Origin of the sequence: Cohnella rhizosphaerae, assembly GCF_029525575.1 — a bacterium.
GTDB classification, from domain to species: domain Bacteria; phylum Bacillota; class Bacilli; order Paenibacillales; family Paenibacillaceae; genus Cohnella; species Cohnella rhizosphaerae.
The window spans coordinates 142,662-169,650 of the sequence record NZ_JAPDIA010000008.1 but is presented as its reverse complement, the minus strand read 5'-3'; the positions used below and the strand labels follow the sequence as shown (position 1 = coordinate 169,650).

General features: G+C 62.6%; 14 protein-coding genes, 6 pseudogenes and 1 other annotated feature. Of the genes and pseudogenes, 5 read left to right on the top strand and 15 right to left on the bottom strand.

Translation table 11 applies throughout. The annotated features are described in order from the left end of the window. The 6 genes and pseudogenes from OMP40_RS24020 to OMP40_RS23995 form a co-directional block, all read right to left on the bottom strand. Nucleotides 1-1,697 (bottom strand): annotated as a pseudogene (locus tag OMP40_RS24020) (long-chain-fatty-acid--CoA ligase). Nucleotides 1,698-1,726: 29 nt separating this feature from the next. Then, nucleotides 1,727-3,512: pseudogene (locus OMP40_RS24015) on the bottom strand (acyl-CoA dehydrogenase family protein). Between the two features lie 69 nt (nucleotides 3,513-3,581). Beyond that, nucleotides 3,582-4,767: pseudogene (locus tag OMP40_RS24010) on the bottom strand (acetyl-CoA C-acyltransferase). 25 nt (nucleotides 4,768-4,792) lie between these two features. Then, nucleotides 4,793-5,626 (bottom strand): enoyl-CoA hydratase/isomerase family protein, encoded by an 834-nt coding sequence (locus OMP40_RS24005; protein ID WP_277535192.1) that lies wholly within the window; start codon nucleotides 5,624-5,626, stop codon nucleotides 4,793-4,795. Between the two features lie 362 nt (nucleotides 5,627-5,988). Then, nucleotides 5,989-7,147 (bottom strand): annotated as a pseudogene (locus OMP40_RS24000) (3-hydroxyacyl-CoA dehydrogenase family protein); the annotation flags it as partial. Nucleotides 7,148-7,233: 86 nt separating this feature from the next. Continuing rightward, nucleotides 7,234-9,408 (bottom strand): heterodisulfide reductase-related iron-sulfur binding cluster, encoded by a 2,175-nt coding sequence (locus OMP40_RS23995; protein ID WP_277535190.1) that lies wholly within the window; start codon nucleotides 9,406-9,408, stop codon nucleotides 7,234-7,236. Nucleotides 9,409-9,572: 164 nt separating this feature from the next. On the opposite strand from OMP40_RS23995, the gene OMP40_RS23990 reads away from it, so the two are divergent. Genes OMP40_RS23990 through OMP40_RS23980 form a run of 3 tightly spaced genes read left to right on the top strand, consistent with a single transcriptional unit; the run spans nucleotide 9,573 to nucleotide 12,010 of the window. Then, nucleotides 9,573-10,202 carry a TetR/AcrR family transcriptional regulator gene (locus tag OMP40_RS23990; RefSeq protein ID WP_277535188.1) on the top strand — a complete coding sequence of 210 codons (630 nt, stop codon included), beginning with the start codon at nucleotides 9,573-9,575 and terminating at the stop codon, nucleotides 10,200-10,202. A 16-nt stretch (nucleotides 10,203-10,218) separates the two neighbouring features. Then, nucleotides 10,219-10,986: an electron transfer flavoprotein subunit beta/FixA family protein gene (locus OMP40_RS23985; RefSeq protein WP_277535186.1), complete on the top strand. Its 768-nt coding sequence runs from the start codon at nucleotides 10,219-10,221 to the stop codon at nucleotides 10,984-10,986. A 40-nt stretch (nucleotides 10,987-11,026) separates the two neighbouring features. Then, nucleotides 11,027-12,010, top strand: a complete 984-nt coding sequence (locus OMP40_RS23980; protein ID WP_277535184.1) for an electron transfer flavoprotein subunit alpha/FixB family protein — start codon at nucleotides 11,027-11,029, stop codon at nucleotides 12,008-12,010. A 309-nt stretch (nucleotides 12,011-12,319) separates the two neighbouring features. On the opposite strand, the gene holA is transcribed toward OMP40_RS23980, so the two are convergent. The 7 genes from holA to OMP40_RS23945 form a co-directional block, all read right to left on the bottom strand. After that, on the bottom strand, nucleotides 12,320-13,357 hold the full coding sequence (gene holA, locus OMP40_RS23975; protein WP_277535182.1) for a DNA polymerase III subunit delta: 1,038 nt from the start codon (nucleotides 13,355-13,357) through the stop codon (nucleotides 12,320-12,322). Nucleotides 13,358-13,562: 205 nt separating this feature from the next. Beyond that, a complete protein-coding gene (locus OMP40_RS23970; protein WP_277535180.1) occupies nucleotides 13,563-14,723 on the bottom strand; it encodes an anti-sigma factor family protein in 1,161 nt (386 codons plus the stop codon). Then, nucleotides 14,720-15,268, bottom strand: coding sequence for an RNA polymerase sigma factor (locus OMP40_RS23965; RefSeq protein WP_277535178.1), 549 nt, complete (start codon nucleotides 15,266-15,268; stop codon nucleotides 14,720-14,722). The genes OMP40_RS23970 and OMP40_RS23965 overlap by 4 nt, the downstream gene beginning before the upstream one ends. 216 nt (nucleotides 15,269-15,484) lie before the next feature. After that, nucleotides 15,485-18,226, bottom strand: coding sequence for a ComEC/Rec2 family competence protein (locus tag OMP40_RS23960; RefSeq protein WP_277535176.1), 2,742 nt, complete (start codon nucleotides 18,224-18,226; stop codon nucleotides 15,485-15,487). Between the two features lie 686 nt (nucleotides 18,227-18,912). Beyond that, a complete protein-coding gene (locus OMP40_RS23955; RefSeq protein ID WP_277535174.1) occupies nucleotides 18,913-19,431 on the bottom strand; it encodes a deoxycytidylate deaminase in 519 nt (172 codons plus the stop codon). A 43-nt stretch (nucleotides 19,432-19,474) separates the two neighbouring features. Continuing rightward, the gene (locus OMP40_RS23950) at nucleotides 19,475-19,657 is read right to left on the bottom strand and encodes a ComEA family DNA-binding protein (protein ID WP_277537996.1); all 183 of its coding nucleotides are present in this window, start codon (nucleotides 19,655-19,657) and stop codon (nucleotides 19,475-19,477) included. Nucleotides 19,658-19,682: 25 nt separating this feature from the next. Continuing rightward, the gene (locus tag OMP40_RS23945; RefSeq protein WP_277535173.1) at nucleotides 19,683-20,144 is read right to left on the bottom strand and encodes a hypothetical protein; all 462 of its coding nucleotides are present in this window, start codon (nucleotides 20,142-20,144) and stop codon (nucleotides 19,683-19,685) included. A gap of 146 nt (nucleotides 20,145-20,290) precedes the next feature. On the opposite strand from OMP40_RS23945, the gene comER reads away from it, so the two are divergent. Further along, on the top strand, nucleotides 20,291-21,127 hold the full coding sequence (gene comER, locus OMP40_RS23940; protein ID WP_277535172.1) for a late competence protein ComER: 837 nt from the start codon (nucleotides 20,291-20,293) through the stop codon (nucleotides 21,125-21,127). A 100-nt stretch (nucleotides 21,128-21,227) separates the two neighbouring features. Here comER and leuS read toward each other — a convergent pair. Both leuS and OMP40_RS23930 read right to left on the bottom strand, forming a co-directional pair. Continuing rightward, nucleotides 21,228-23,668, bottom strand: a pseudogene (gene leuS / locus OMP40_RS23935) (leucine--tRNA ligase). A 70-nt stretch (nucleotides 23,669-23,738) separates the two neighbouring features. Further along, nucleotides 23,739-23,983, bottom strand: a binding site (T-box leader). A gap of 8 nt (nucleotides 23,984-23,991) precedes the next feature. After that, nucleotides 23,992-24,549: a TetR/AcrR family transcriptional regulator gene (locus OMP40_RS23930; RefSeq protein WP_277535171.1), complete on the bottom strand. Its 558-nt coding sequence runs from the start codon at nucleotides 24,547-24,549 to the stop codon at nucleotides 23,992-23,994. Between the two features lie 221 nt (nucleotides 24,550-24,770). Here OMP40_RS23930 and OMP40_RS23925 point away from each other — a divergent pair. Beyond that, nucleotides 24,771-26,985, top strand: a pseudogene (locus OMP40_RS23925) (MMPL family transporter). The last annotated feature ends 4 nt before the right edge of the window (nucleotides 26,986-26,989 follow it).

The window sequence follows — 26,989 nt, the reverse complement described above, 5'->3', positions numbered from 1 at the left end:
TTATAGGTCGTTGGAATGCCGGCCGGCTTTCTCCTCTTCCTCGAGCAGTTTTCGCCGCAGCACCTTCCCGGCCATCGTTTTCGGCAGGCTGCTTCTGAATTCGTAAATGCGCGGCACCTTGTAGGCTGCGAGGCGCTCCTTGCACCAGGCCCTGAGCTCCGATTCGGTCAGCATCGCTCCGGGTCTCAGCACGGCGTACACCTTCACCGTTTCCCCGCGATACGGATCGGGCACGCCGAGCGCTGCAGCCTCCTCGATCGCGGGATGCTCGAACAGCACCTCCTCGATCTCCCGGGGAAATATATTGTAGCCGCCCGCGATGATCACATCCTTCATCCGATCCATGATATAGAAAAATCCTTCCTCGTCCATGCGCGCCATGTCGCCCGTGCGCAGCCAGCCGTCCCGAAGCGCCCGCGCCGTCTCCTCCGGCCGGTTCCAGTAGCCCTTCATCACCTGCGGCCCCTTTACCGCGAGCTCGCCCGTCGACCCGACGGGCAGATCCTCCCCGGTTTCGGGATGCACGATTTTGGCAAGCGTATCCGTAAAAGGCAGGCCGATGGACCCCTTTTTGCGATATTCCCAGATGTTGTTCGCGTGGGTGACCGGCGACGCTTCCGTCAGCCCGTATCCTTCGATGAGCCTGCCTCCTGTGATTTCCTCGAACCGCGCCTGCACCTCATAGGGCAGGGGCGCCGCGCCGCTGATGCAAACGTTGATCGAGGACAGGTCGTAATCCTTGACCCTCGGGTGGCCGATAAGCGCGATGTACATCGTCGGGGCCCCCCGGAAATACGGTCGGCTTTTGCTTGTCGATGATGCGCAGAATGTCGCCCGCCTCGAATCGCGGTACGAGAATCAACTCGCCCCCCCAGCATGATCGCCTGGTTCATAAGCACGGTCAAACCGAACACGTGGAAAAAAGGAAGCGCCGCCAAATAACGTTCCCGGCCGGGCTCGCTTTTGTAAAACCACAGACTCGTTTGAATCGTGTTGGCGACGAGGTTGGCGTGCGTCAGCATGACGCCTTTGGCGACGCCCGTCGTACCGCCCGTATATTGAAGGAGCGCCAGCTCCCGCCCGGCGTCCACCTCCGCGTGAATCGGCAGCGGCGGCATATCGCGCAGCAGCTTGGCGTAATGATGGACGCGCGGTCCGTAGGACACCTGCCGGTCGAGCCCCTCCCGCCTCGCCTTGATCGGATACAGCCAGCTTTTCGGAAAAGGAAGTCCGTCTTTAATCGAAGTCACGATGATGTGCAAATCGGGCAGCGATTGCGCGGCGTCCCTCGCTTTGCGGAACAGCAGGTCGAGCGTCAGCATGGCGACGGCGCCCGAATCTTTGAGCTGATGCGCGATTTCCCGCTGCACGTACAGCGGGTTCGTCATGACGACGACGCCTCCGGCGAGCAGCGTCCCGAAATACGCGGCGACGAGCTGCGGACAGTTGGGAAGCATGATCGCGACTCGCTCGCCGCGTCGGACGCCAAGCTTTCCCAGCACCCCCGCGAACCGGTACGCCGAGTCGAGCAGCCCGGCATACGTTGTTTTTTTGCCCAGGAAGCTGAGCGCCGTGCGGTCGGGAAAGCGTTCGGCGGAAGCGATGAGAAAGGCGGCCAGATTATGCTGCGGATACGGGCAGGTCCGGGGCACTTCGCTAGGGTAATGAACATACCAAGGCGTTTGTGACAAACCCATCACCTCACGGTCCGGCATCTATCGCTTTGTTAGCTGACGAAGCCTTCTTCCCGGACGACGGCCGCCGCCACCTGACGCTTCAGCGCCACCGTATCCACCGGGCCTCGGCGCGCCAGCTTTTTTGAGCGCCGACAGCTGCGTCCGCAGCGAATCGCCGACTTCGACGGCCGCCAGCGTCTCTTGGGCGAGCGCTTCGATCCGCCCGAAAGCGTCGTGCGCGAACGCCCGCGTCATGGCGACGGCGAGCGCAGCCCGTTCCTCTCCCTGGCCCGCAAGCTGCTTTTTGGCGCGAAGAAGGGCGCTCTCCATCGCGTACAGCTGAATCAGGATGTCCGCCAGCGCCGCAAGTATCTCCTGTTCCTCCTCGAGCCTCGGGCCGTAGCGCTGGACGGCGGCCGCCCCGGCCATCAGAAATATTTTTTTGGCCATCGCCGTCAAGTGCGTCTCTTCTTCCAGCGTTCCTTCGAACGTACGCCCCGGCACAAGCTGGAGCAGCTCGGTCTGAAGCGCCTGCGCCTTTTGCAGAAGCGGCAGCTGTCCCTTGAGCGCGCGCTTCACGAGCGTCCCCGGGATGAGCAGCCGGTTAATCTCGTTCGTGCCCTCGAAAATGCGGTTGATGCGCGAGTCGCGATAAATGCGCTCGATTTTGTACTCCTGGATGTAGCCATATCCGCCGTGAATTTGAACGCCTTCGTCCGCGACGAAGTCCAGCGCTTCGGAACCGAATACCTTGTTGATCGAGCATTCGATGGCGTATTCCGCGATCGCCTTGGCCGATTGAACGCCGGAATCCGACGAAGCATGATCGATCCCGGACAAGCCTGCGTCGATTAACCCCGCGGTACGGTAAATGACGCTCTCGAGCACGTAGGCGCGCGTATTCATCTCCGCGAGCTTCTTGCCCACGAGCGGAAAAGCGGAGATCGGCTTGCCGAACTGGATTCGTTCGTTCGCATACTTCGCGCTTAAGGCGATCGCCTCCTTGGCGGCGCCCAGACAGCCGACGGCAAGCTTGAAGCGGCCGATATTCAATATATTGAAGGCGATCAGATGGCCCTTGCCGACCTCCCACAGCAGGTTTTCGGTCGGCACCTTCACGTCCTCGAGCACGAGCGGACGCGTCGAGCTCCCTTTGATGCCCATCTTTTTCTCCTCGAGTCCGACGCTCACCCCCGCCATCGCGCGCTCGACGATAAAGGTGCTGAAATGCTGGCCGTCGACCTTCGCGTATACGATGAAGAGATCCGCAAAGCCCGCGTTCGTAATAAACTGCTTCGTCCCGTTCAGCACGTAATGGCTGCCGTCCTCGGACAGCCGGGCCGTCGTACGGGCGCCGAGCGCGTCCGAGCCCGACGAAGGCTCGGTCAGGCAGTATGCCGCGAGCAGCCTGCCGCTAGCGAGATCGGGCAAATACGTTTGCTTCTGCGCCTGCGAGCCGAAGTAGACGATCGGCAGCGTGCCGATCCCGACATGCGCGCCGATCGACAGGGCGAAGGAAGCGGCGCGGGACAGCCGCTCGCTGATGAGCGCGGAGCTGATCTTGTCGAGACCCAGGCCTCCGTATGCCTCGGGGACGTCCGCGCCGAGCAGGCCGAGCTCGCCGGCCTGACGCATGAGCTTCACGGTCAGCTCGTAATCGAGCCCTTCGAGCCGTTCGTCGTGCGGCAGCACGTCGCGGTCGACGAACGCTTCCGTCGTTTCGGCGATCATGCGCTGTTCTTCGGTCAAGTCCTCGGGCGTCGCGACCGACGCATAATCGGCGTCCGCGACGACGAAGCCGCCGCCCGCCGTTTTTTCGAACGATTTTTCGGTCATTTGCGAGAAACCTCCCTTGAACGCTTATCGCGCTTCGGTCATGCGGCGAATCGCCGGTCCGGCTACCCGCTAAGCGGGATAGACCTCGAACGCGCCGGCCGCGCCCATACCGCCGCCGATGCACATCGACACGATCCCGCGGCCGCCTCCGCGGCGGCGCAGCTCGTAGATCAGGCTCGCCGACAGCTTCGCGCCCGTGCAGCCGAGCGGATGGCCAAGCGCGATCGCGCCGCCGTTGACGTTCACCTTGTCTTTGTCCAGCGCCAGCGCGCGAACGACGTGCAGGCATTGCGAAGCGAACGCTTCGTTGATCTCGAACAGATCGACGTCGGCCATCGACCAGCCCGCCGACCGCACCGCCTTCGGAATCGCCTCGACCGGCCCGACGCCCATCACGTCAGGATCGACGCCGGCCAGAGCGAACGACCTGAACGCGGCGAGCGGCGCGAGCCCGAACGCCTCCGCGCGCTCGCGGCTCATGACGAGCAGGGCGGCCGCGCCGTCGCTCATCTGGGAAGCGTTGCCCGCCGTAACCGTGCCGCCCGCCTTGAAGGCCGGCTTCAGCCTTGCGAGCGCCGCCGGCGTCGTATCCGGCCGAACGCCTTCGTCCGCCTCGAGCACGAGCCGCCGCTCCCAGGGCTTGCCGTCCGCGCCGAAGCCGCGGACCGACGTCGCCACGGGCACCGTCTCCTCGCGGAAGACGCCCGACGCCTGCGCCAGCGCGGCCTTGCGGTGGCTGTCCGCTGCGAACCGATCCTGATCCTCGCGGGAGATGCCGAAGCGTTCGGCGACGTTCTCCGCCGTATGGCCCATCGCGATATAAATATCGGGCCGCTCGTCGACGATCGCCGGATGCGGCGAAGGTTTGAATCCGGCCATCGGCACATGGCTCATGCTCTCGACGCCGCCCGCGACGATGACGTCGGCGCCGCCGGCGGCGATCCGCTCGGCCGCGAAGGCGATCGCCTGCAGACCGGACGCGCAAAACCGGTTGATCGTAATCGCAGGCACGGCGGACGGAAAACCCGCGTAGAGCGACATGATGCGCGCGAAATTGAGGCCCTGTTCGCCTTCCGGCATCGCGCAGCCGACGATAATATCCTCGACGTCCCCCCTTGGAGACGCCGGGCGCACGCGCGATGACCGCTTCCAGCACGGTCCGCCCCAGATCCTCGGCGCGCGTATGGACGAAGCTTCCTTTTTTGGCGCGGCCGACGGGCGTGCGCGCGGCCGACACGATGACTGCTTCTCTCATGGGACATTCGGCCCCCCTTCGCTCGTTAGTTGCGCAGCGCCTTTCCCTTGGCGAGCATATGCTGCATCCGCTGCCGGGTTTTCGGCTCGCCGCACAGGCTGAGGAACGCCTCGCGTTCCAAATCCAGCATGTATTGCTCGGTCACGTACGTGCCTGCCGGCACGTCCCCGCCGGCGAGCACGTGCGCGAGCTTGCCGGCGATGAGCAGGTCGTGATCGCTGATGTATCCGCTCGTATGCATGCCGCGCGCCCCCAGCTTCATGACGGCTTTGCCCTCCGCGCCGACCACGCGGATTCGCTGCGGCACGGGCGTCCCAATGCCCGTCTGCGCAAGTCGAAGCGCGCTTTGCTTCGCTTCGTAGATCAGGCGCTCCTGGCTCATGACGATCCGGTCGCCCGCCCGCAGATAGCCGAGCTTCCTCGCGTCGTGGGCGCTCGTCGACACTTTGGCCGTACCGATGTTCAGGAACAGCCGGTTCACGTGCGGCTGCAGGTCGATCTCCGGATCCGGATGGTCTCCGCTGACCCGCAGCGCAAGCTCCTTGCAGCCGCCGCCCGCCGGAATGAGGCCGACGCCGGCTTCGACCAGTCCGAAGTACGTCTCGGCCAGCATCGCGATCTCGTCTGCGGGCAGGCATACCTCCACGCCCCCGCCGAGCGTCATCCGGTGCGGCGCCGCGACGACCGGCTTTTCGAAGCGCTTCAGCTTCGTCATCGTGTCCTGGAACAGCCGGATGATCGCCTCCACTTCATCCCATTCCTCGTTCTGGGCTTCCATGAGGAGCAGCATGAGGTTCGCGCCCACGCAGAAATTGCGCCCTTCGTTCGCGATGACGAGGGCGTCGTAGTTGCGCCGCACCTCCTCGACGCTCTCCCCCGATCATCGCCAGGATGTCGCCGCCGATCGCATTGCTGCGCGAGTGAAATTCGAGCGCCGCCACGCCTTCCCCCGATGTCGATCAGACTGGCGCCGGCATTCGACCGCACGACCCGGCTTTTCTCCTTCAGCCCGCGCAGCGAGATCGCCTCCGGCCGCTCGTCGAGCTCGCGGTAAGCGCCGCGGTAAGCATAAGCGGCGCGTCCTTCTTCCCGGCGATAAAACGACGCGTGTCCCGCCGCGATCCAGTCCTTCACCCAGGCCGGCACGAGCGTGCCTTCCGCTTCCATCCGGGCTGCGGACGCCACGAGCCCGATCGCGTCCCACAGCTCGAACGGGCCGAGCTCCCAGTTGAAGCCCCATCGCATCGCCTTGTCGACGTCGTCGACCGAGCCTGCGATCTCGCCGACTTTTTCCGCCGCATAGACGAGCGTTTGCTTCACAATTTGCCATGCCAGCTCCGCATGCCGATCCTTTCCGTTTAGCAGCGCCTTCGTTTTTTCCTTCGCGCCCCTGGCCGCCGCCGCGGCATCCAGCGACGCCCCGCTCGGCTTCGCCGCCGGGACGTACGTCATCGTTGCGGGGTCGAGCGACAGAATCTCGCTGCCGGCCGCGCCTTTCACTTTTTTGTAGAATCCCGCGTCCGCTTTCTCGCCGATCCACCCCCGCGAAGCCAGTTCATGCAGCAGCTTCGGCGGCTCGAACGCCGCTTTTTCCGCCGGATCGTCCGTCTTCTCGAACACGTTGTTCGCCACGTGCAAGAACGTGTCGATGCCGACCAGGTCCAGCGTACGCAGCGTCGCGCTCTTCGGACGGCCCATCGCCGGACCGGTGACGGCGTCCGTCTCTTCTACGGTAAAGCCGCCGGCCTCCATCGCCCGAAGCGTCGCGAGCAAGCCGTAAGCGCCGATCCGGTTGGCGATGAAGTTGGGCGTATCCCTGGCGACGACGACGCCTTTGCCCAGGATACGCTCGGCGAATTCGGCCATTCGGCTGACGATCGCCGGATCGGTCTCGTCTCCGGGAACGAGCTCGAGCAGCTTCATGTAACGGGGCGGATTAAAAAAAGTGCGTGCCGAGAAAATGCGCTTTGAACGCTTCGCTTCGTCCCTCGGCCATCTCCCGGATCGAAACGCCCGACGTATTGGAGCTGACGATGACGCCCGGTCGCCAATCGCGTTCGATTCGCATCAACACGTCTCGTTTGACGGACAGCTTTTCGACGACGGCCTCGATGACCCAGTCGACCTCCCGAATCCGGTGCAGGTCGTCCTCGAGATTGCCCGGCTCGATCAAACCCGCGAAGGCGTCGTCGTAAAAGGGGGAGGGCTGGACGGACGGCAGCCTCGCGAGCGCGCCCGCCGCCAGCCGGTTGCGGACCGCGGCATCGGCGAGCGTCAATCCCTTGGCTTCCTCATCCGGCGCGAGCGAATCGGGGACGATGTCCAGAAGCAAACTCGGTATGCCCGCGTTCGCCAGATGCGCGGCGATGCTCGCGCCCATGACGCCCGAGCCGACGACCGCCGCTTTTCTGATGTTAAAAGCCATACGAGAACCTCCTCATCCTGGTTTAAATGGCTCGAAGCGCCTCAAGTCGCGCCGAACACCGCCAGCTCCAAAATCTCCGCGACGTCCCGCGCCTTGACACGGTCGTCCGCTTTCATTTGCTTCGTGCCGTCCTCGAGCATCGTCAGGCAATAAGGGCAGGCGCTCCCGATCATCGTCGGTTTCGTTTGCAAGGCCTGCTCCGTCCGCGCCGCGTTGACCCGTTTGCCCGCCGTTTCCTCCATCCACATCAGGCCGCCGCCCGCGCCGCAGCACATCGCATTTTCGCGCGAACGATCCATTTCCAGCAGCTCGAGTCCCTCGATCGCGCGCAAAAGATGCCTCGGCGCATCGTATTCGCCGTTGTAGCGCCCAAGATAGCAGGAGTCGTGATAGACGATCCGCTCCTTGACGGAATGCGAGGGCGCGAGCCTTCCTTCCCGCAGCAGCCGATCGAGCAGCTGCGTATGATGGAGCACCTCCACTCCCACGAGTCCGAAATCGGGATATTCGTTTTTCAGCGTATGAAATGTGTGCGGACAGGCGGTCACGATCCGGCGAACGCCGTATTTGCGGAAGGTGGCGATATTTTCCGCGCACAGCTGCTGGAACAGCAGCTCGTTGCCCATTCGCCGCGGGGCGTCGCCCGAATTTTTTTCCTCGTTGCCGAGAATCGCGAAGTTGACGCCCGCCTCGTGCAGCAGCCGAACGAAGGCGCGCGAAATTTTACGGCTTCGGTTGTCGTATGCGCCCATCGAGCCGACGATAAACAGCGTTTCGAAACCTGGATTGTCCTTCACCGTCGGCACCGGGATGCCGCCGATTTCTCCGGTCCACCGTACCCGGTCGTTTCTGCTGATGCCCCAGGGATTGCCCTGACGCTCGATGTTCTGCATCGCGCGCTGCGCTTCTTGCGGCACGCTGCCTTCGGTCAGGACGAGATAGCGCCGCAGATCGACGATCTTGTCGACATGCTCATTGCCGACCGGACACTGATCCTCGCAGCTGCGGCAGGTCGTGCACGCCCAAATTTCCGACTCGCTTACGACGTCCCCGATCAGCGACACCTCCTCCGGCTTGCGGTCGGTCACCGTCCACCGCTCCCGCTGCCAGTCCAGCGTCGGCCGAATATCGGTGACCGCGCCGCCGGCTGCGTCTTCCTTCCATTCGGGATTCGGGAAAAAGGGTGGAGGCGAACCGGCATCCGCGGACATGCTGTGAACGCTTACATTAGAAAACGCGAAAGTCGGCACCCATGGCGATTTGCTTGTGATCGCAGCTCCCTTTTCCGTCAGATGGTCCCGCAGCTTCGTGATGAGATGCATCGGCGACAGCGCTTTTCCGGTGCCCGCTGCCGGACACACGTTCGTGCAGCGGCCGCACTCCACGCAGGCATAGAAATCAAGCATTTGCCCCCTGCGAAAATCTTCGATTTTTCCGACGCCGAACGTCTCCGCCGTCTCGTCTTCCAGGTCTAGCGAACTCAGCTTGCCTACGGGCTCGGCCCGGCCGAGGAACAGATTGATCGGCGCGGTAATCAGATGAAAATGCTTCGACTGCGGCACGTACACGAGAAAGGTCAGCAAAACGAGCAGATGCGCCCACCAGCAGACGAAAAACGCGTTCTTGGCGGCGGCCGGCGTCAGCGTCAGGCCCGACGCGGCTTCGGCGATCAGCGAGGAAACCGGCGCAAAGGCGGACGCGCCGCGTCCTTCCCAAACGCGGTAAAAACCGAGCGACAGCAGCACCGTCAGCATCAGGACGCCGATGAGGAGCAATACGATCGCGGGCTTCCACCCTCGCTTCAGGCGCGCGAGCTTCTCGCCGTACCGGCGATAGGCGGCATAGCCTGCAGCGATAAGGACAAGCAGCGCGGCGATCTCCTGCGTCAGCCCGAATGCGGTTCGTCCCGGCATCGGAAGCGGCTCGCCGCCCGACAGCCCGGTATAAATCAGATCGAGCGCGCCGAATTGAAGCACGATGAAGCCGTAGAAGACGACCAGATGCATGATCCCGCTTCGTCGATCCTTGAGCAGCTTCGTATGCCCAAGCGCCTGCGCCGCCATTTCGCGCGCGCGTTTTCGCCAGTCCGGCGGTTTGACAGAGGCCTTCCCCAGCTTCATGTACGCATAGCGGCGATAGACCGCTTGGCAGAACAAACATAGGGCATATCCCGTTACGAGCAGAAACAGCAATCCGTTCAGCCAGGACGGCAGCATGAGCCCCCCTCCCTCCTCCGAGGTCGCTTCGCCGGCATGCGTAAACCGCCAATGTCGTGGCGCGACGCAGAACGCAAGTCATTTTTCGCCGGCACTTAAATATAGATCTAGAAATGAATGAGTATTCATTTCATTTTAAAGAGACTCGTTCGGGAGGCGGGCGCATGGCGGTCGGGAGGCTGCAAAAATTCGAAGGGATTCTGGACGCGGCCGTAAAGGTGTTCGCCGAGCGCGGGTATCGCGGCTCGCAAATCTCGCGAATCGCGAAGGAAGCCGGCGTCGCGGACGGCACGATTTATTTATATTTCAAAAACAAGGAGGATATCCTCGTTTCGCTGTTCCGGGAACGGCTTGGCGCTCTGATCGGCAAGTTCGAGTACGCCGTGCGCGCGTCGAAGACTGCGGAGGAAGCGCTGCGCTTGATATGCGAACTGCACTTTGCCGAACTCGAGCGCCACCCGCTGCTCGCGCATGTCACGCAGATCGAGCTGCGGCAGAGCGCGTTCGAACTGCGCAAGGAGATCGGCAAGACGCTGAAGCCCTACCTGCTTCTCATCGAGGGCGTCCTCCTCCGGGGCATCGCGGACGGCGCGTTCAGGCCGGAGATCGACGTGAAGCTGTCTCGCCAGTTGATCTTCGGGGCGATGGACGAGGCGGTGTCGTCCTGGCTGCTCTCGGAGCGCAAGTACGCGCTTGCGGCGCAGGTCGACGGCACGGTCGATTTTTTCTGCGCGCGCTGCGGGCCTGAGGTCGATGCGCAAAACGAACGGCCTTTTTTTCCATCACCCCAATAAGGGAGGCGCATATCGGATGAATATGGCGGTGCTGTTGAAGCAGACGTTCGATACCGAGGAAAAAATCGTGCTAAGCGGCGGCAAAGTCGTCGAGGAAGGCGTCAAGTTCGTCGTGAATCCGTACGACGAATATGCGATCGAGGAGGCGATCCGGCTTAAAGAAACGCATGGCGGACAGGTGACGGCGATCTCGCTCGGTCCGGCCAGGGTCGCCGAGGCGCTGCGCACCGCCCTTGCGATGGGCGCGGACGAGGCGATCCACATCGACGACGCCGGTCTGCCACAAGACGAATTCGCGTCCGCAGTAGCGATCGCCGCCGTTCTGCGGCAGCAGTCCTACGACGTCGTGCTCGGCGGGAGCTTCTCCGTCGACACCGGCGGCGCCCAGGTCGCCGTGCGCGTGGCTGCCGCGCTGGGCCTCCCGCATGTCACCTCGATCACGAAGCTGACGGTGAACGGCGGGACGGCAAGCGCCGAGCGCGACGCCGAAGGGGACGTCGAGCGGATCGACGTGCGCTTGCCGGCATTGTTCACGGCCCAGCAAGGACTGAACGAGCCGCGTTATCCGTCGCTGCCCGGCATTATGAAAGCTAAGAAAAAGCCCTTTAAATCGCTGACGGCTGAAGAACTGGGCTTGGCCGGCGGGCCCGATGCGGCGAGAACCGTCCGCGTCTCGTTGTCGCCGCCGCAGGGCCGGCAGGCCGGGCAGCTGCTGCAGGGGAACCCGCAGGCGCAGGCGGAAGCGCTCGTCGGCTTGCTGCGCGCCGCTTCCCGAGCGATCTGACGCGCTCGTAACCGCCATCGCCACAAAGGAGGCATGCAAGTTGAGCAAAACGTATTTGATCGTAGCGGAGCACCGGGACGGCAAGCTTCGGCGCGTGGCGCTGGAAGCGCTTCGGGCGGCCGCGGACGTTGCGGATGAGGGAGACGCCATTCATGCCGCGCTGCTGGGCGAGCGCCTGGACGGCTTGGCCGCGGAGCTGGCCGCCTACCCGCTCGCGCAGGTGCATGCGATCGAGGGCGAGGCGCTGCGGCACTACAATCCGGAAGCGTACGCCCGGGCGCTTGACCCGCTGCTCCAATCGCTGCGGCCGGACGGCCTGTTCCTCGGGCATACCGCGTTCGGACGGGACTTCGCGCCCGCGCTTGCGGCCAAATTGTCCGCAGGCCAGATCTCCGATGTGATCGCGATCGAACGGGACGGCGATGAGACCCTGTTCGTTCGCCCACTTTACGCCGGCAAGGCGATCGAGCGCAGAGCGTTTACCGCTTATCCGCAGGTGGTAACGATCCGGCCAAGCAATCTCCCCGCGGCCGAGCCGCGCGCGGACGGTCTGGCCGCGGATATCGCCAAGCGGTCGGCGGACCACGCGGCGGACCTGCGTACCGTCGTCAGGGAGGTCGTCCGCAAGACCGCGGGCGCGATCGATCTGACGGAGGCCCGCATCGTCGTCGCGGGCGGGCGCGGCGTGAAAAGCGCCGCCGGCTTTCGCCCGCTCGAGGAGCTGGCGGAGCTGCTCGGCGGCGCCGTCGGGGCATCGCGCGGCGCCTGCGATGCCGGCTACTGCGGCTATGGCCTGCAGATCGGCCAGACGGGCAAAGTCGTCACGCCCGAGATCTACATCGCCTGCGGCATCAGCGGCGCGATCCAGCATCTGGCCGGCATGAGCGGCTCGCGCATCATCGTCGCGATCAACAAGGACCCCGAAGCGCCCATCTTTGGCATTGCCGACTACGGCATCGTCGGCGACCTGTTCGAAGTCGTCCCGCTGCTTATCCAGGCGTTTCGCAAGGCGCTCCAGCAATAAAGAAAAACGGCCAGGGCAGAAATAAGCCCTGGCGGGCCTTGCTGCAAGCAGTCCCCTGTGTAATGGTTAAAAAGCCGTTATTTCCCCACATCGCGACGGTCTCGGGCAAATAAGTGTTGAAGCGCATTTAATTTCTTGCGTTCGAACGTTTTAACCCGGTTTTGAACAAATTAAATGCCGTTGAACACTTCTTCCTTCGGGTGCCCCGATCAGCGCATCGATTAACTGCTTTTCAACAATTATCGCTTCCTCCTAGACGTATCAAGATCTCCAGCTTGAGGTGTGTCGGCGCATGTCGGCTGTCAACGTTCATGCTTTCATTCCTGCACCCGACCCGGTCCGCAGCAGCCAGAGCTCCAGGCCGAGCGTCTTGTCCACGCGGCCTGTCTTCATCTCGTAGTCGAGCTCGGCGAGGCCGCCGAGGAGCGCGGTCAGCCGTTCGATGCTGAACGCCTTGGCCTGATCCGCGGTCACCTTGACCCCGTAGGGGTGCATGCCGAGCTGGCCCGCCATCTGCTGCGGCGAGTAGCCTTGCTTGCCCAGCTCCTTGACGTACAGCATGCTGCGGAACTGTCTGACGAGCAGCGCAGCCAGCTTGATCGGCTCCTCGCGGCGCCTGAGCAGGTCGTGATAAAGCGCGATCGCTTTGTCGGTCCGCAGCGAAGCGATCTCCTCCGTCAGCTTGAACACGCTCTGCTCCACGCCGGCCGGCACGAGCTCGGCGACGGCTTCGGCCGTCACCGTGCCGCCTTCGCCCGCATGCAGGCACAGCTTGTCCGTCTCCGACGACAACGCGCCCATCTCCGTGCCCGCGCGGCGGATCAGCTCTTCCGCTGCCGTCCGGTCCATCGTACGGCCCTGCTTGGTTGCGCGGCCCATGATCCACTGGAGCAGCTCGTCGGGTCCGAGCGGAGAAAAATTGACGGCGATGCCGTCCTGCTTGGCCGCCTTCGACGTCTTTTTGCGTTCGTCGAGCTTGTCGTGCGGCACCATAAAGACGAGCACGGTCGTCTCGAACGGCTTGCGCATATACGCAAGCAGCCGCTCGGGCCGATGCTCCGTCTTCGCCGACTCCTTGGCCGACCCGAATACGACGCTGTCGCGCACCAGCACGAGCTTGCTCGGCACGAGAAAGGGCATCGTCTCCGCCTCTTCCAATATAACGTCGAGCGAATGCTCCGCCGTATCGAAGCGCTCGATCGCCATGTCGCGATGCTCGGGCTCGGCCACGGCGGCGACGAGACGTTCCGCGAACTCGTTCATGCGGTAGCTCTCCGTGCCGAAGCATATGTACACGGGACGGATTTGTCCTTCCCGGATTTCCTTAAAAGCTTGTCTCGATTCCAATACGACCACCTCGCACCCCATTATACAGCAAAGAGACCGCGCCCGTTAACGTCTGGCGCGATCTCTTTGTCCTTGGAATCTATGTCAACGTTCGACGTGCAGGCCCATGGTGCCTAGCGCGAACGATCGTGACTGCGCCTCCAGGGGGCGCGGCGACTTTTATAATCCCACTATACGCGGCAGCCGCTCGATTGGTGACAGCCGGTCAGCGCGCCTGCTCGCGATTTTCTTTGGCGTTCCACCACAGGTCCGTCGCCTTGCCCGAAGCATCCGTCCAGGTGTAATAAAGATCCTGCCCGTCCTGGCCCCAGGTGACGTCGGACACCGCGCCGTCGCGCTTGTCGCTCTCGAAAACCGTCCCGGAACCGTCGGGCTTGACGATCCGCAGTCCGCCGTCGAACGCGATCGCCGTCAGCTTGCCGTCGGGCGATGCCCATGAAGGCGTGTATTGTTCCGCTGCCGAAAACGCGACGTTCGGTTCGACTGCAAGCGATGGCGGTTCCGTAGCGGCAGGCGCGGCGGCCGAAGTGCCTCCCGCGTCCCGCGCTGCTTGATCCGACTTGTCCGTTACGTCTGCCGACGCGGCGGCGGATGCGGAAGCGGATGCCGGCGGCGTCAAGCCTTGCCGGGCGCCACCTTCCGCGGCGGAAGGCGCATCCGACGAGGCTGCGGCGGGCGTCTTCGTCTCGATCTTGGCCGTCGGCGCCGCGGCGGCCGAACCGGCAGAAGTGCCGGATGCGCCGCCGTCGGTCCCGTTCAGGCTCGTGCCGCCGACCGACGCGTTGTTTTCGTCCGCCGTGGCTTCGGAGACGTTCGAGCTTGAACGCTGTTGGCCGGACGAGCTTGCGCTGTCGCCAGCCATATCCGGCACGGCCTTTTCGTTCACTACGCTCTTGCGCAGCAGGTCGGACGACGCCGCTCCCTGCGCGGACCCGGCCGCCGACTCCTGCTCCAAGGCGGCCTTCTGCTGATCCGACTGCAGCGAGAAAGGCTGGGCGATCAGCAAGACGCCGGCGACGACGCCGGCCGCGACGACCGCGGCCAGGCCGCGGTAGACGGACTTGCGGCCGCCCGTTCTCCGGGAACGCGGCTCGTATGCGGCTTCGGCGTCCGGCGCTTGCTCGGCGTCCGGCGCCGGATCCGGCACGAGGCGTTCCAGTTGGGGCAGGATCGCGTCGACCAGACTGTATTTGGGCGTGACATGCGGCAGCTGCGTCAGTTCCTCGGACAGCCGGGTCAGCCGTTCGAGGAGCGCGGCGCACTCCGGATAATTTTGCAGGTACATTTGCAAGCGCGACGACTCTTCCTCGTTCAAATCGCCGTCGATCGAACGCTGCACGAGCTCCATCCCCTCTTCGCGGTTCATCCCCGGACACCCCCTTTGCGATAGTCATGCAGCAATGTCTGCAGTTGCTGCCGGGCGCGGAATAAGTAAGACTTGACCGTATTCAACGGCAAGTTGAGCGAATCGGCGATCTCGTTATAAGAGAAATCCTGCAGATAACGAAGCACGACCACGGTGCGGTGATGCTCCGGAAGCTTGCCGATCGCCTCGCGAATGTCTTCGGAAGCGTATCCGCTCATCACCTCGGCCTCGACGTCTTCGTTAGCCTGAAATACCATCTCGTGTTCGTCGATCGAAACGGAAGGTCGTTTGCGACGAAACTTGTCGATGCATATATTCGTTACGATGCGCTGAACCCACGTGCGGAATTGAGCCTTTTCTTCGTAGGAATTGATCTTCGTGTATACCCGAATCAATGCTTCCTGCGCGGCGTCCATCGCATCCTGCTCGTGGTTAAGCAAATAATAGGCCGTACGGTAAACCTGGTGTTCGATCTCGCGAAGCAGCGCGACGAGCGCTTCCCGATCGCCGGCCTGCGCAGCTCTGATCAATTCCGGCTCCACCACGGGAGATCCTCCTTCTCTCGCATCCCCTCTGACGCAAGCGTGCGCCAAAAGGTTGCAAAAAACGCTAGGTATAATCTTACAAAAAAATAAAGGCGTAAACGCCCTTCGATTAACGCATGTGTCCATTATTAGGCAATGCTCTATATACTCGGCGAACGGCCGAAAAGTTGTGAAATAAGTCCTGTTCCAGTCTATCATACGCGCCGCGTTTTGTCCTCAAGGCCGCTTGACGCGCCGCTCGAGCCGGCCGTCTGTCCGGATGCGATAGACGATCTCACCCTGAACGTCGGTCCGCTCGAGCGATGCGCCTGACCGAAGGATCCTTTCGACGACCTCGGCGTGCGGATGTCCGTACAAATTGTTTTTGCCGGCCGACACGACGACTTCGTGCGGCTGCCACCAGGCAAGCCACGCTGCGGTCGTCGACGTTTTGCTGCCGTGATGTCCTGCCTTGAGCACGTCGATAGCGCGCGACTCCTCCCCTTGCCGTCGGAGCTCGCCTAGCACCGCGGATTCGCCCGCCGCCTCCAGATCACCGGGGAGCACGAACACGCGGCCGTATATCGCCAGCCGCAGCACGACGCTCCTGTCGTTCTGCTCGCCGATCGCCGGTATCCGGTCGCCGGATGGCGACTTCGGCGGATATAGCGCTTCAAGCGTCGCCGACGCGTCCACATGCCATTGGCCGCCGGCTTGGACCGCATACATCGGAATACCCGCGTCTTGCGCCTCATGAAATAGACGAAGCACGTCGTCATCCGGTTTAATCGTTCCGTTGAATAGGATGCGACCCACCTGCAGCTCCCGGATCACGGCATGGGCGCCTCCGATGTGATCGGCATCCAGATGCGTCAGCACGAGCGCGTCCAGGCGCCGAATGCCGCGCTGCTTCAGCAGCGGAACCAGCGTCTTGCGGCCAACCTCGTAGGGATCTTTGCGCAGACGCCAAGCCTCCTTCGGCGTGCCGAACGCGATCGTGCCGCCCGCGTCTACGAGGACATGTCGGCCGCTGCCGGTCGTGATGAGAATGCTGTCGCCCTGACCGACATCGAGAAAAGAAACGACGGCCGTCCGATCGAGCTTGACGGGCGGCGCTTCCCAGGCGACGATGCCTATCCAGCTAAGAGATAGAAATGCGGCGAAGAGCCGTCTCCTCCGTCGCTCGCCGAACGACAACCCGAACCCCCATGGTTGTCCCGCAGATGTCCGTAGCGCAGCTTGCATCACGGGTCTAAGACTGACAGGCGCGCCGCCCGAATCGACATCGGCAGCCCTTTCTTCGCGCAGTCCCTGCAGCGGCTCCGTCCAATCGCCTTCGCTTGGCGCTCGCCCGGCATATGCGGCTATCCGCGCAGCGCGCTCGTTCGGATCGAACGGATCCGATACCGCGATTTGGGCCGCTACGGCTTCGGCGGTCGCCGCCGTCTCAGCCCGAAGCCGAAGCGAACGACGCGCGAAGGCCAGCGTCGTCAACAGCAGCGCATAAAAGGCGATCACCCAAAACAAGCCAGGTTGTTGCCATACGGTCGAAAGCGCCTTGACCGATCCCAGCCATTCCGTCGCCGCAAAGGTCGCGCGGTTGCAAAGCGCCGCGAGCTTCGCGGGTACGACACCGAGCGGCAGCCAGATTCCGCCCAGCACGAGCGCAGCCATCCCGAGCGGCAAGACGACGAAGCTGATAAACGGCACAAGCACGAGGTTCGCAAGCAGCGACAGCAAATGCAGCTGATGGAAATAAAAAGCGGTAACCGGGAAAGAAAAGAGCTGAGCGGTCAACGCGACGGCCAGCGAAGATCGTATGAATGCCGATCGTATGCGGAAGGCCAGCAGCTCCGTCATGACCGGTACGCAGAGCAAGAGGCCAGCGGTCACGATAAAGGATAGCTGGAAGCTGACGTCTTCCACGACGGACGGACGCCAAACAATCATGAGGAGCGCGGCCGCGGCAAGCAAGTGAAGCCCGTCCTTCAGCTTGCCCTGCCGCGCGAGCCACAAGGCGATCATCGACATGAGACAGGCTCTTACGGCAGACGGGGAAGCGCCGGTAATCAGCATGTATACGGGCATCGCCGACGCTGCGAACGCAAGCGTTCGCTCCCGGGTCCAGCGTGCCAGCTTGCCGAGCGTCAGCAATATGTACACGACGACGGCGACGTGAAGGCCGGATATGGCGAGTACGTGCGTAAGCCCGAGCCGGGAAAAATCATCGTATTGTTCCGGATCGATGTCGTCCGCGATGCCGGCTACCAGACCTTTCATATATCCGGCGTCCGCGTCGTCATACAACCGTTCCGTCAGCCTTCCGATCGCCGCCCGGGATTCGTCGAACGCGCGAAGCGCCCGGTCTATGACCGATACGCCTTCCGACTGGAACGTCACGGCGTCGGCGCCTTTGGCGAATACCGTCCAGTGAATGTTTTTACGGTTCAAATAGCGCCTGTAATCAAAGCCGCCGAAATTGCCCGCATCGGCCGGAAGCTTCAGTTCGCCGGCGACCTCGACGGAGCTTCCTCGCTTCCAGGATGCAGCGACAGCCAGCTCTTCTTCGGCGGACAGCCGAACGCGGACCAGCAGCTTCTCGTCGACGCGCAGCGCTCCATCTTCGGATCGGACATTATGCGCGCGAATCGGAAACGTTACCGTATCGCCGTCGATCGCCGCCGGCTCGAGCAGCCGGCCCGTCGCGATCACCGCTCTTCCTTCCGGCGCCGTCCACGCCGCCGTCAGTTCGGAGCCGTGCCCCGCCTCGCTCCATACCCGCAATCCCGCCGACAACAGCAGTGCCAGCGCGCACAATCCGCCCGTACGAAGCCGAATCCGCCCCGCCAGGACCAAGGCCGCCAGCGCCGCGACGATGCCGACGAAGACGAGCGTCGCCGGCATGCCCTGCCGGATCGACCAGATGCCGCTGCCCGCGGCCCAGAACCCCGCTGCGCATACGAGCGGTCTGCGATCCATCGATTCACGCCCCTTTCTAAAAAAGCTTCCATCGGCCTTTTGCATAACCATTCGCGCTTAGCATAGGGCCCCAGGCGCCGATGCTTGTTCCTATCGCGATTTGCGGCAGCACGCGGACCTAATAGCCGTTATGCTTGTTCCTTTCGCGATTTGTGGCCTGCCCGCGGACACAGGGCCGTTATGCTTGTTCCTATCGCGATTAGCGCCCAGCTTGCGGACCCAATAGCCGTTATGTTTGTTCCTATCGCGATTAGCGGGCTGCCCGCGGACCCAGGAGCCGTTATTGCGGGAATTCCGTTCCTGTTTTGCCTTGTTCCGGCTGAAAAACGTCCCTCCGGTCCGATACGATCGCCGTTTACATCGGTTTTTAAGAATTAACGTCTCCTGTGTCCGGTATCCCCTGCCTGACTTGCATTCAGCGGCTACCCGCAGTTCTGATTTGCACATCCTCGCCTACCTTCTCGTTTACCTTCTCCTCGATCTTTCCGTCAGGTTAGAGCGTGATGCCGATACGTTCTGAAAGGTCGGACCGGCAAAAACGATTTCGCCTTCCTTTACAGATGGCGCTGCGTTTTTATCGGAGACGAATCGGATGCGCATAGGTGAAACTTGCGAAAAATAAAAGAACCCTGCGCGTTTAAGCAGGGTTCTTCCCAGGGCTTGCTCTCTATTCGGATATCGGTCCGCTAATCGGCATCCTTCACTTCCGTATCCTGCGGCGGCGCATAATCCGGTATCGTCCTGAAAACGATCCGGCGCTCGGCCATGAGCGCGGATACTTTGTCATGGTCCTTCGGATACCCGCGGTGAAAAACGATCTCGACGATGCCGCTGTTGGCGAGCATGTTCGCGCAGGTCCAGCAAGGCTGGTCGGTCACGTATACGGTCGATCCCTCGCGGTCGATCCGGTCCGTGAACAGCAGCAGATTTTGCTCTGCGTGGATCGTCCGGATACAGCGCTCCTTTTTGACCATGACGCCCGGTTCGCCGGACGGCGCTGGCGCGAATTCTTCGACGATCATGCAGCCGGCTTCCGAGCAGTCGGGCACGCCCATCGGCGCGCCGTTGTAAGCGGTGCCCAGCAGCTTCTTGCCCTGTACGAGCACGGCGCCCACGTGACGCCTCGGACAACGCGAACGCGTCGATGCCATGAAGGCGATGTCCATAAAGTAAGTGTCCCAATCCTTGCGAACCGCCAGAGCCATCCGGCTTCGCCTCCTGTCTTATAGTTACCGGACGCCCCCAAGATTAGCCGGCCTTGACGAGCGGCAGAAGCTTCGCGAGCAGCTTGTCTCCAATTCCCTTGACGTCCGTCAGCGCCTCCGGAGATCCGAAACGCCCATTCGCTTCCCTATACCGTACGATCGCTTCGGCTTTGGCCGGTCCGATGCCGGGCAGCGCATCCAGCTCGGCTGCGGTCGCCAGATTAATATCGAGCCGCCCGTCCGCAGCCGCCTCAACCGGCTGCCGCTGCGGCCCGTCGCCCGCGTCGGCGGACTCGCGGGTGCCAACTGCCGTTTCCGCGCTTAAGGGAGCATCCCCCCGTATTTACGGCATTCGCCTCCGAAGCCGGAGCGGCCGAAGCGCCCGCATTCGCTTCCGAAGCCGAAACGGCCGCTGCGCCGGACACTTCGCCCGCCGGTTCGGCAACGCCCGCGGTGTCCGCGGGCCGGTCGGTCGCCGCCGTTGCCGCCGCATGCGCTAAGCCCGCCTCCCCGCCCGCTCGCCGCGCCTCGCCTTCTCCGATCTCCGCATCGGCGACCGCCGCAGCGACCTGCGCGTTCACCGGCTCCCAGCCGGGCACGCTCCCATCCGCAGGCGCAAGCCATCCCCAGGCGAGCAGAACGACCGCGGCCGCGCCTGCCAGCAGCGCTGCCCGGCTTCGTTGCCGGACGTCCCGCTCCGCATTTTTTCGCATTCGCCTCTCCTCCATGATCTTCTTGAATACGACTGGCATGCCTATCTATTCAATACGCATAAAAAATCGAGTCATGTCGGCCAAACCTGCTGGCATACAATGGAAAGTAGCCATGCATAATGTCAATTGCGGGAGGGGGACCTCAGATGAAGGTCGGCTTCATCGGCGCCGGAAGCATGGGCGGTCTGCTAGCGGGAGCCTTGCTGCGCGCCCGGGCTTTTGAGCCGTCGGAAGTGACGATCGCGACCCGCACCTCCTCCAAAGCGGAACGTCTGGCGCATCAGTTTCCGGGCCTCCGGATCGGACCGACCAACGCGGCAGCCGTCCGTGAGGCGGATATCGTCTTTCTCTGCGTGAAGCCGCTCGACTACCGCGCGGTCATCGGCGAGATTCGGGAAGCGCTCCGGCCGGAGCAGCTCCTGGTGTCGATTACAAGTCCCGTCACGCTGGAGCAGCTTGAGCGACTGACGCCCTGCAAGACGGCGAAGATCATTCCCAGCATCGTTAACGGCGCCGCAAGCGGCGCCTCGCTGTTCATGTTCGGCACGCGGCTTGCTCCGGCCGACAAAAAGCAGCTCATTTCCATGTTCGCGCGCATCAGCGAGCCCATCGAAGTGCCGGAGGACAGCGTCCGCGCAGCTTCGGACCTGTCGAGCTGCGGCCCCGCCTTCATGGCGTACCTGCTGGAGCAATTCGTGGAAGCGACGGTCGAATTCGCAGGGCTCGCGCCCGATGTCGCGGCCAAGGTCGGCGCCGAGATGCTCCTCGGTACGGCGAGGCTGCTGGAGCAAGGCTGCACGACGCGGGAACTGCAGGAGCGCGTATGCGTACCCGGAGGCATCACTGCGGTGGCGATGGAAGAGCTGCGTCTGTCGACGCAAGACGCCTTCCGCAAGGTGATGCGGAAAACGCACGACAAATTCGCGGAGGACCTGGTCAAGGTCGAAGCTTCGCTGTCGGAGCAGTCCTTTCGCTCCGATTAGCGTCCGAATCCTAGCCGAAGGTGCCCGCAAGAAAAGTGCCAAGGCTGCCGAACAGCGCAAAGGGCGACCCGGTGAATTCATGCGGGCCGCCCTTGACGTGTCAGTTCGCTACGATGTTGACGAGTTTGCCCTTGACCGCGACGATCTTGCGCACCGTCTTGCCTGCCGTGACGGCTTTCACTTTTTCAAGCGCGAGCGCGGCTTCCTGCAGCGCCTCTCCCTCGAGATCCGCCGCGACAAAGACGCGGTCCACGATCTTGCCGTTGACCTGAACGGCGATCTCGACCTCGGCGTCGACCGTCAAAGAAGCGTCGTAGGACGGCCAAGCGGCATAGGTCACGCTCTCGGTATGGCCGAGCTTCTCCCAGAGCTCCTCGGCGATATGCGGCGCGATCGGCGACAACATCTGCACGAAATGCGCCATCGCCTGCCTCGGCAGCACCTCGACCTTGTACGCCTCGTTGACGAAGATCATCAGCTGGCTGATCGCCGTGTTGAACCGGAGTCCCTCATAATCCTCGGTGACTTTTTTTGACCGAGCGATGCCACGTTCTGCGGAACGCTTCTTCGCCAGCCTCGTCCTTGATCTTTTCGCTCAGCTCGCCGTTCTCTCCGACGAACAAGCGCCAAACGCGGCCGAGGAAACGATACATGCCCTCGACGCCGTTCGTATTCCAAGGCTTCGTCGCTTCGAGCGGACCCATAAACATTTCGTACACGCGCAGCGTATCCGCCCCGAACTCGCCGACGATGTCGTCGGGATTGATGACGTTGCCCCGCGACTTGGACATCTTTTCGTTGTTCGTGCCGAGAATCATGCCTTGGTTGACGAGCTTGTGGAACGGCTCCTTGGTCGCAACGACGCCGATGTCGTAAAGCACCTTATGCCAGAATCGCGCATAGAGCAAGTGAAGCACGGCGTGCTCGGCGCCGCCGATGTACAGATCGACAGGCAGCCATTCCCGCTGCTTGGCCGGATCGCAGATCGCATCCGCGTTTTTCGGGTCGATGAACCGCAGGTAATACCAGCAGCTGCCCGCCCACTGCGGCATCGTATTCGTCTCCCGGCGCGCCTTGCGGCCGTCCGGCAGCGTCACGTTCACCCAGTCCTCGACGGTCGCGAGCGGCGACTCGCCCGTGCCCGAAGGCGTGATCGCGTCGACCTCCGGCAGCAGCAGCGGAAGTTCGTCCTCGGGCACCGTCTCCATGCTCCCGTCCTCGAAGTGCAGCACCGGGATCGGCTCGCCCCAATAGCGCTGACGGCTGAACAGCCAGTCTCGCAGCCTGTAGGTGACCTTGCCCCGTCCTTTGCCTTGCTCCTCCAGCCAGGCGATGCTCTTCGCGATCGCGTCTTGCGTGGACAGGCCGTTCAGGAAGCCGGAGTTGACGTGCGCTCCTTCTCCCGTATGTGCCGCTTCCTCGACGTTGCCGCCGCTGACGACCTCGACGATCGGCAGCCCGAACTTCTTCGCGAACGCCCAGTCCCGCTCGTCATGGCCCGGAACGGCCATGATCGCGCCCGTGCCGTAGCCGCCAAGCACGTAGTCCGCGATCCAGATCGGTACGAGTTCGCCGTTCACCGGATTGACGGCGTAAGCGCCGGTGAACACGCCCGTCTTATCCTTCGCCAGATCGGTACGCTCAAGATCGCTCTTGCGCGCGGCCTGCTCGACATAAGCCTCGACATCCGCCTTCTGCTCGGCAGAAGCAATCGCGGACACGAGCTCGTGCTCCGGCGCCAGTACGCAATAGGTCGCGCCGAACAGCGTATCCGGACGGGTCGTGAACACGGTGAGCGAAGCGTCGGCGTGCCCGTCGATGGCAAAGGTAACCTCCGCGCCGGTCGACTTGCCGATCCAGTTGCGCTGCATGTCCTTGATGCTCTCCGACCAGTCCAGTTCCTCGAGATCCTCGAGCAGCCGCTCGGCGTATTCGGTAATCTTGAGCATCCACTGGCGCATCGGCTTGCGGATGACCGGGTGGTTGCCGCGTTCGCTCAGCCCGTTGATGACCTCTTCGTTCGCGAGCACCGTACCGAGCGCCGGGCACCAGTTGACCGGAACCTCGGCGACGTAAGCGAGGCCTTTTTTTATACAGCTGAATAAAGATCCACTGGGTCCACTTGTAATAATCCGGATCGGTCGTGCTGAACTCGCGGTCCCAATCGTAGGAGAAGCCGAGCGATTTGATCTGTCTGCGGAAGTTGTCGATATTCTCCACCGTGATCTCGCGCGGATGGCGCCCCGTCTGGAGCGCGTACTGCTCGGCAGGCAGGCCGAACGCGTCCCAGCCCATCGGATGGAGCACGTTGTAACCGCGCATGCGCTTGTAGCGGCTGACGATATCGGTCGCCGTGTAGCCTTCGGGATGTCCGACGTGCAAGCCGGCGCCAGACGGGTACGGGAACATATCGAGCGCGTAAAACTTCTCCTTGCCCGGATCCTCCGTCGTGCGAAACGTCTTGTTTTCGTCCCAGTAGCGCTGCCACTTGGGCTCCAAGGTCTGCGGCTTGTAGCCGGCTTGATTGTTGTCCTGTACCATCGTTCATGCTGCCCCTTCCGTTTGACTGCGCGTTAAAAGCCAAAAAACCTCCCGCCCCCAGCGAAATTACGCTAGGGACGAGAGGTTAAACTCGCGGTACCACCCTAGTTGACGCCAGCCCTGCCCGGGCATGTCGTCCACTCTTCCTCCTTAACGCGGAGGGACTCGCCGCGATTGCCCGCCAAGGCATGCAGCCTGGCATGGATTAAACGCGGAGCTCCAAGGCGAGTTCGTCGCTGACGTCAGCCGGCTTGCACCATCCGCCGGTTCTCTGAGTGACGCTGAGCGATTACTTTTCCTCTTCTTAGCCTTTATTTCTTCGATTATAGCGGCTGCCGTCGATCGATGTCAAGCTCTCGTTCAATGTCAAGCTCGCGGTCCGGCCCCCTGCCAAAAAAAGATCGACGATCCGTACGGGCAGGTCTTCCCTTCGCTCGCCGTCGGTGTCGCGCCCCCCCCACCATCAGCAGCGACGAAAAGGCATGCGCCAGCAGCAGCGGCTCCTCTCCTCCCCGCATCTCGCCGCGCGCCGCGGCATCGGCGAAGCATTCCGCCAGTACCTCGTGGATGCGATGCTCCGCTTCGCGAATGTCGCGCCGCTGCTCCTCGTTCAGCGAGGCGATCGCCTCGCGCATCATCGATTCGAACTCGACGTGCGTACTCGCCATTTTCACCGTCGCCACCCTGATCAGCCGTTCCCGAAGCGTGCCCTCCTGCTCAAGGATCTGGCGCGTAAATCCGCGGATACGTCCCATCATCTCGGTCACCGAAGCGGCGAACAGCTCCGACTTGCCGCTAAAATAATAGTAGATCGAAGCCTTGGTGACGCCTGCCCGCTCGGCAATCTGATTCAGGGACACCGGCTCGTAGCCGAACTCCATAAAAAAGAGCGGATGCGGTGCGCAGCAGCAAATCGCGGCTGTCCGTATTGCCCTTGGGTCGACCGGGAGCCCGTCTCGTTCGTTGTTGTGTCACTTGTTGCGCCTTCCTTTCGAAAAGATTCAGACGAAAGAGTTGCAATATTAACCTTCCGGTATATATAATTATCAATGCGCTCATTATAGCACATTATAACGCAACCGAAACCCGAGGGGGAGAAGACGTGAAGGAAGTTCGCGTTCAAGGCAAAGGAATAACGGGCCCTGTCGGCCGCTGGGTAACACTTGCGATTTGGATCGTCGCCGCCGCCCTGTTGAGCGTGCTGCTGCCGCAGGTCGGCAAGCAGGAGACGAACAATGCGCCCAATCTGAGCGACAGCAGGCCCTCCGTTCAGGCAGCCGCCGTCGCAGAACGTGAATTCACCAGCGGGGCGGACGTGCCTGCGTTGCTCGTATGGCACAAGCAAGGCGGCCTTAAGGACGCCGATCTGGACATCGTCCGCAAGCTGGCGGAACAATGGACGAAAGCGCCCGTGCCGCATCAGACGGCGGTTCCGCCGCTGCATCAACTGCCGCCGGAGGCGCTCAAGGCGCAGCTGTCCAAGGACGGCAGCACGCTCGTCACGCCCGTTTTTTTCGATAAAAATGCGGATACGGAGCAATTGAAGGAAGGCGTCGAGGCGCTCAAGAATCAAGCTGTTGCTTTGATCGGCAGTGATCCGTTTACTGTGGATACGGACCAAGGCGCGCTTAGCGCGCGGGTCACCGGTCCGGTCGGCATCCAGATCGATGCGACGGGACTTTTTTGAAAATGCCGACTTCGCGCTGCTGCTCGGAACCGTCCTGCTCGTTCTCGTGCTGCTGCTGATTATTTACCGGTCGCCGATCCTTGCCTTTATTCCGCTCGTCGGCGTCGGTTTCGCCTACGGGGTCATCAGTCCGATCCTCGGCTGGATGGCCCGCGAAGGCTGGATCGTCGTAGACTCGCAGGGCATATCGATTATGACGGTACTGCTGTTCGGCGCCGGAACGGACTACTGCCTCTTCCTGATCTCGCGGTTCAGACAGCTTCTCAAGCATGAGCCCGATAAAGGGAAGGCGCTGCGCGCCGCGCTGTCGGACGCTTCCGGCGCCGTGGCGATGAGCGGCATCACCGTCGTCATCGCCTTGCTCACGCTGCTGCTCGCCGAATACGGCGCCTTCCGCCGGTTCGCCGCGCCTTTCAGCATCGCCATTTTTATCATGAGCATCGCAAGTCTGACGCTCGTGCCTGCGCTGCTCGCCGTCATCGGCCGCGCCTCCTTCTGGCCGTTCGTGCCGCGCACGCAGCAAATGCGCGAGGAACGCGCCGCGAAGCGCGGCAAGCCAAAGCCTGCTCCTGAAGCCCCGCCACGCAACTTCACGGGCAAGATCGTCGTGAAGCGTCCGGGCCTGATCGCCGTCTTGTCCGTCGTCTTCCTGGCCGTGCTGGCCGTGACGGCAAGCCAGATTAAATTTACGTACGATATCTTATCGTCGTTCCCCTCCACGATGGAGTCCAGAGAGGGCTATGCGCTGATCGGCTCCCAGTTTTCCGAAGGCGAGCTCGCCCCTGTCAAAGTCATCGTCGACACGGGCGGCAAAGAGACCGGCGTTGCGCAAAAACTGGCCGACCTGCCTTATGTGAGCCGGGTCTCCGAACCCGTCCAAGGGCAGCAAAATCCGCAGATTGTCGCCTATGACGTCGAGCTGGCGCTCAATCCTTACGCGCTGGAGGCGCTGAACAAAATTCCGGATCTTCGCGATACCGCCCATGCGGCGCTCGCCGCTTCCGGCGACGCGAATGCGGCCGATCACGTATGGGTCGCAGGCCAAACGGCCGATCAGTACGACACGAAGGAAACCGGAGAACGGGATACGCGTCTCATCTTGCCTGTGATCATCGCGCTGATCGCGCTGCTGCTGCTCCTCTACTTGCGCTCGGTCGTAGCGACGGCTTATCTGGTGGGCACCGTCATCCTGTCCTACATTTCCGCCCTCGGGCTGGGCTGGCTCGTCATCCATTATCTGTTCGGCGCAGACGCAATCCAGGGCTCCATTCCGCTCTACTCGTTCGTGTTCCTGGTCGCGCTCGGAGAGGACTACAACATCTTCATGATCTCCAGTATCTGGCGCAAGCGCAAGGAGATGCCGCTGAAGGACGCGATTCGCGAAGGCGTCGGAGAAACGGGCGGCGTCATCGCTTCGGCGGGCCTCATCCTCGCCGGCACGTTCGCCGTGCTCGGGACGCTGCCGATCCAGGTGCTCGTGCAATTCGGCGTCATCACCGCGATCGGCGTGCTGCTGGATACGTTCCTCGTCAGGCCGTATCTGGTGCCGGCCATTACGGCGCTGCTCGGCGACCGGTCGTTCTGGCCGGGACGGAAGCATCTGACCGAAAAAGCGAAGCTGCGCGGTTAAAATC

Bases quoted from the DNA above. Each gene is read 5' to 3' on its own strand.
- OMP40_RS23995 (WP_277535190.1), bottom strand. From the start codon at position 9,408: ATGCTGCCGTCCTGGCTGAACGGATTGCTGTTTCTGCTCGTAACGGGA.
- OMP40_RS23990 (WP_277535188.1), top strand. From the start codon at position 9,573: ATGGCGGTCGGGAGGCTGCAAAAATTCGAAGGGATTCTGGACGCGGCC.
- OMP40_RS23985 (WP_277535186.1), top strand. From the start codon at position 10,219: ATGAATATGGCGGTGCTGTTGAAGCAGACGTTCGATACCGAGGAAAAA.
- OMP40_RS23970 (WP_277535180.1), bottom strand. From the start codon at position 14,723: ATGAACCGCGAAGAGGGGATGGAGCTCGTGCAGCGTTCGATCGACGGC.
- OMP40_RS23960 (WP_277535176.1), bottom strand. From the start codon at position 18,226: ATGGATCGCAGACCGCTCGTATGCGCAGCGGGGTTCTGGGCCGCGGGC.
- OMP40_RS23955 (WP_277535174.1), bottom strand. From the start codon at position 19,431: ATGGCTCTGGCGGTTCGCAAGGATTGGGACACTTACTTTATGGACATC.
- OMP40_RS23945 (WP_277535173.1), bottom strand. From the start codon at position 20,144: ATGCGAAAAAATGCGGAGCGGGACGTCCGGCAACGAAGCCGGGCAGCG.
- comER (WP_277535172.1), top strand. From the start codon at position 20,291: ATGAAGGTCGGCTTCATCGGCGCCGGAAGCATGGGCGGTCTGCTAGCG.
- OMP40_RS23930 (WP_277535171.1), bottom strand. From the start codon at position 24,549: ATGGAGTTCGGCTACGAGCCGGTGTCCCTGAATCAGATTGCCGAGCGG.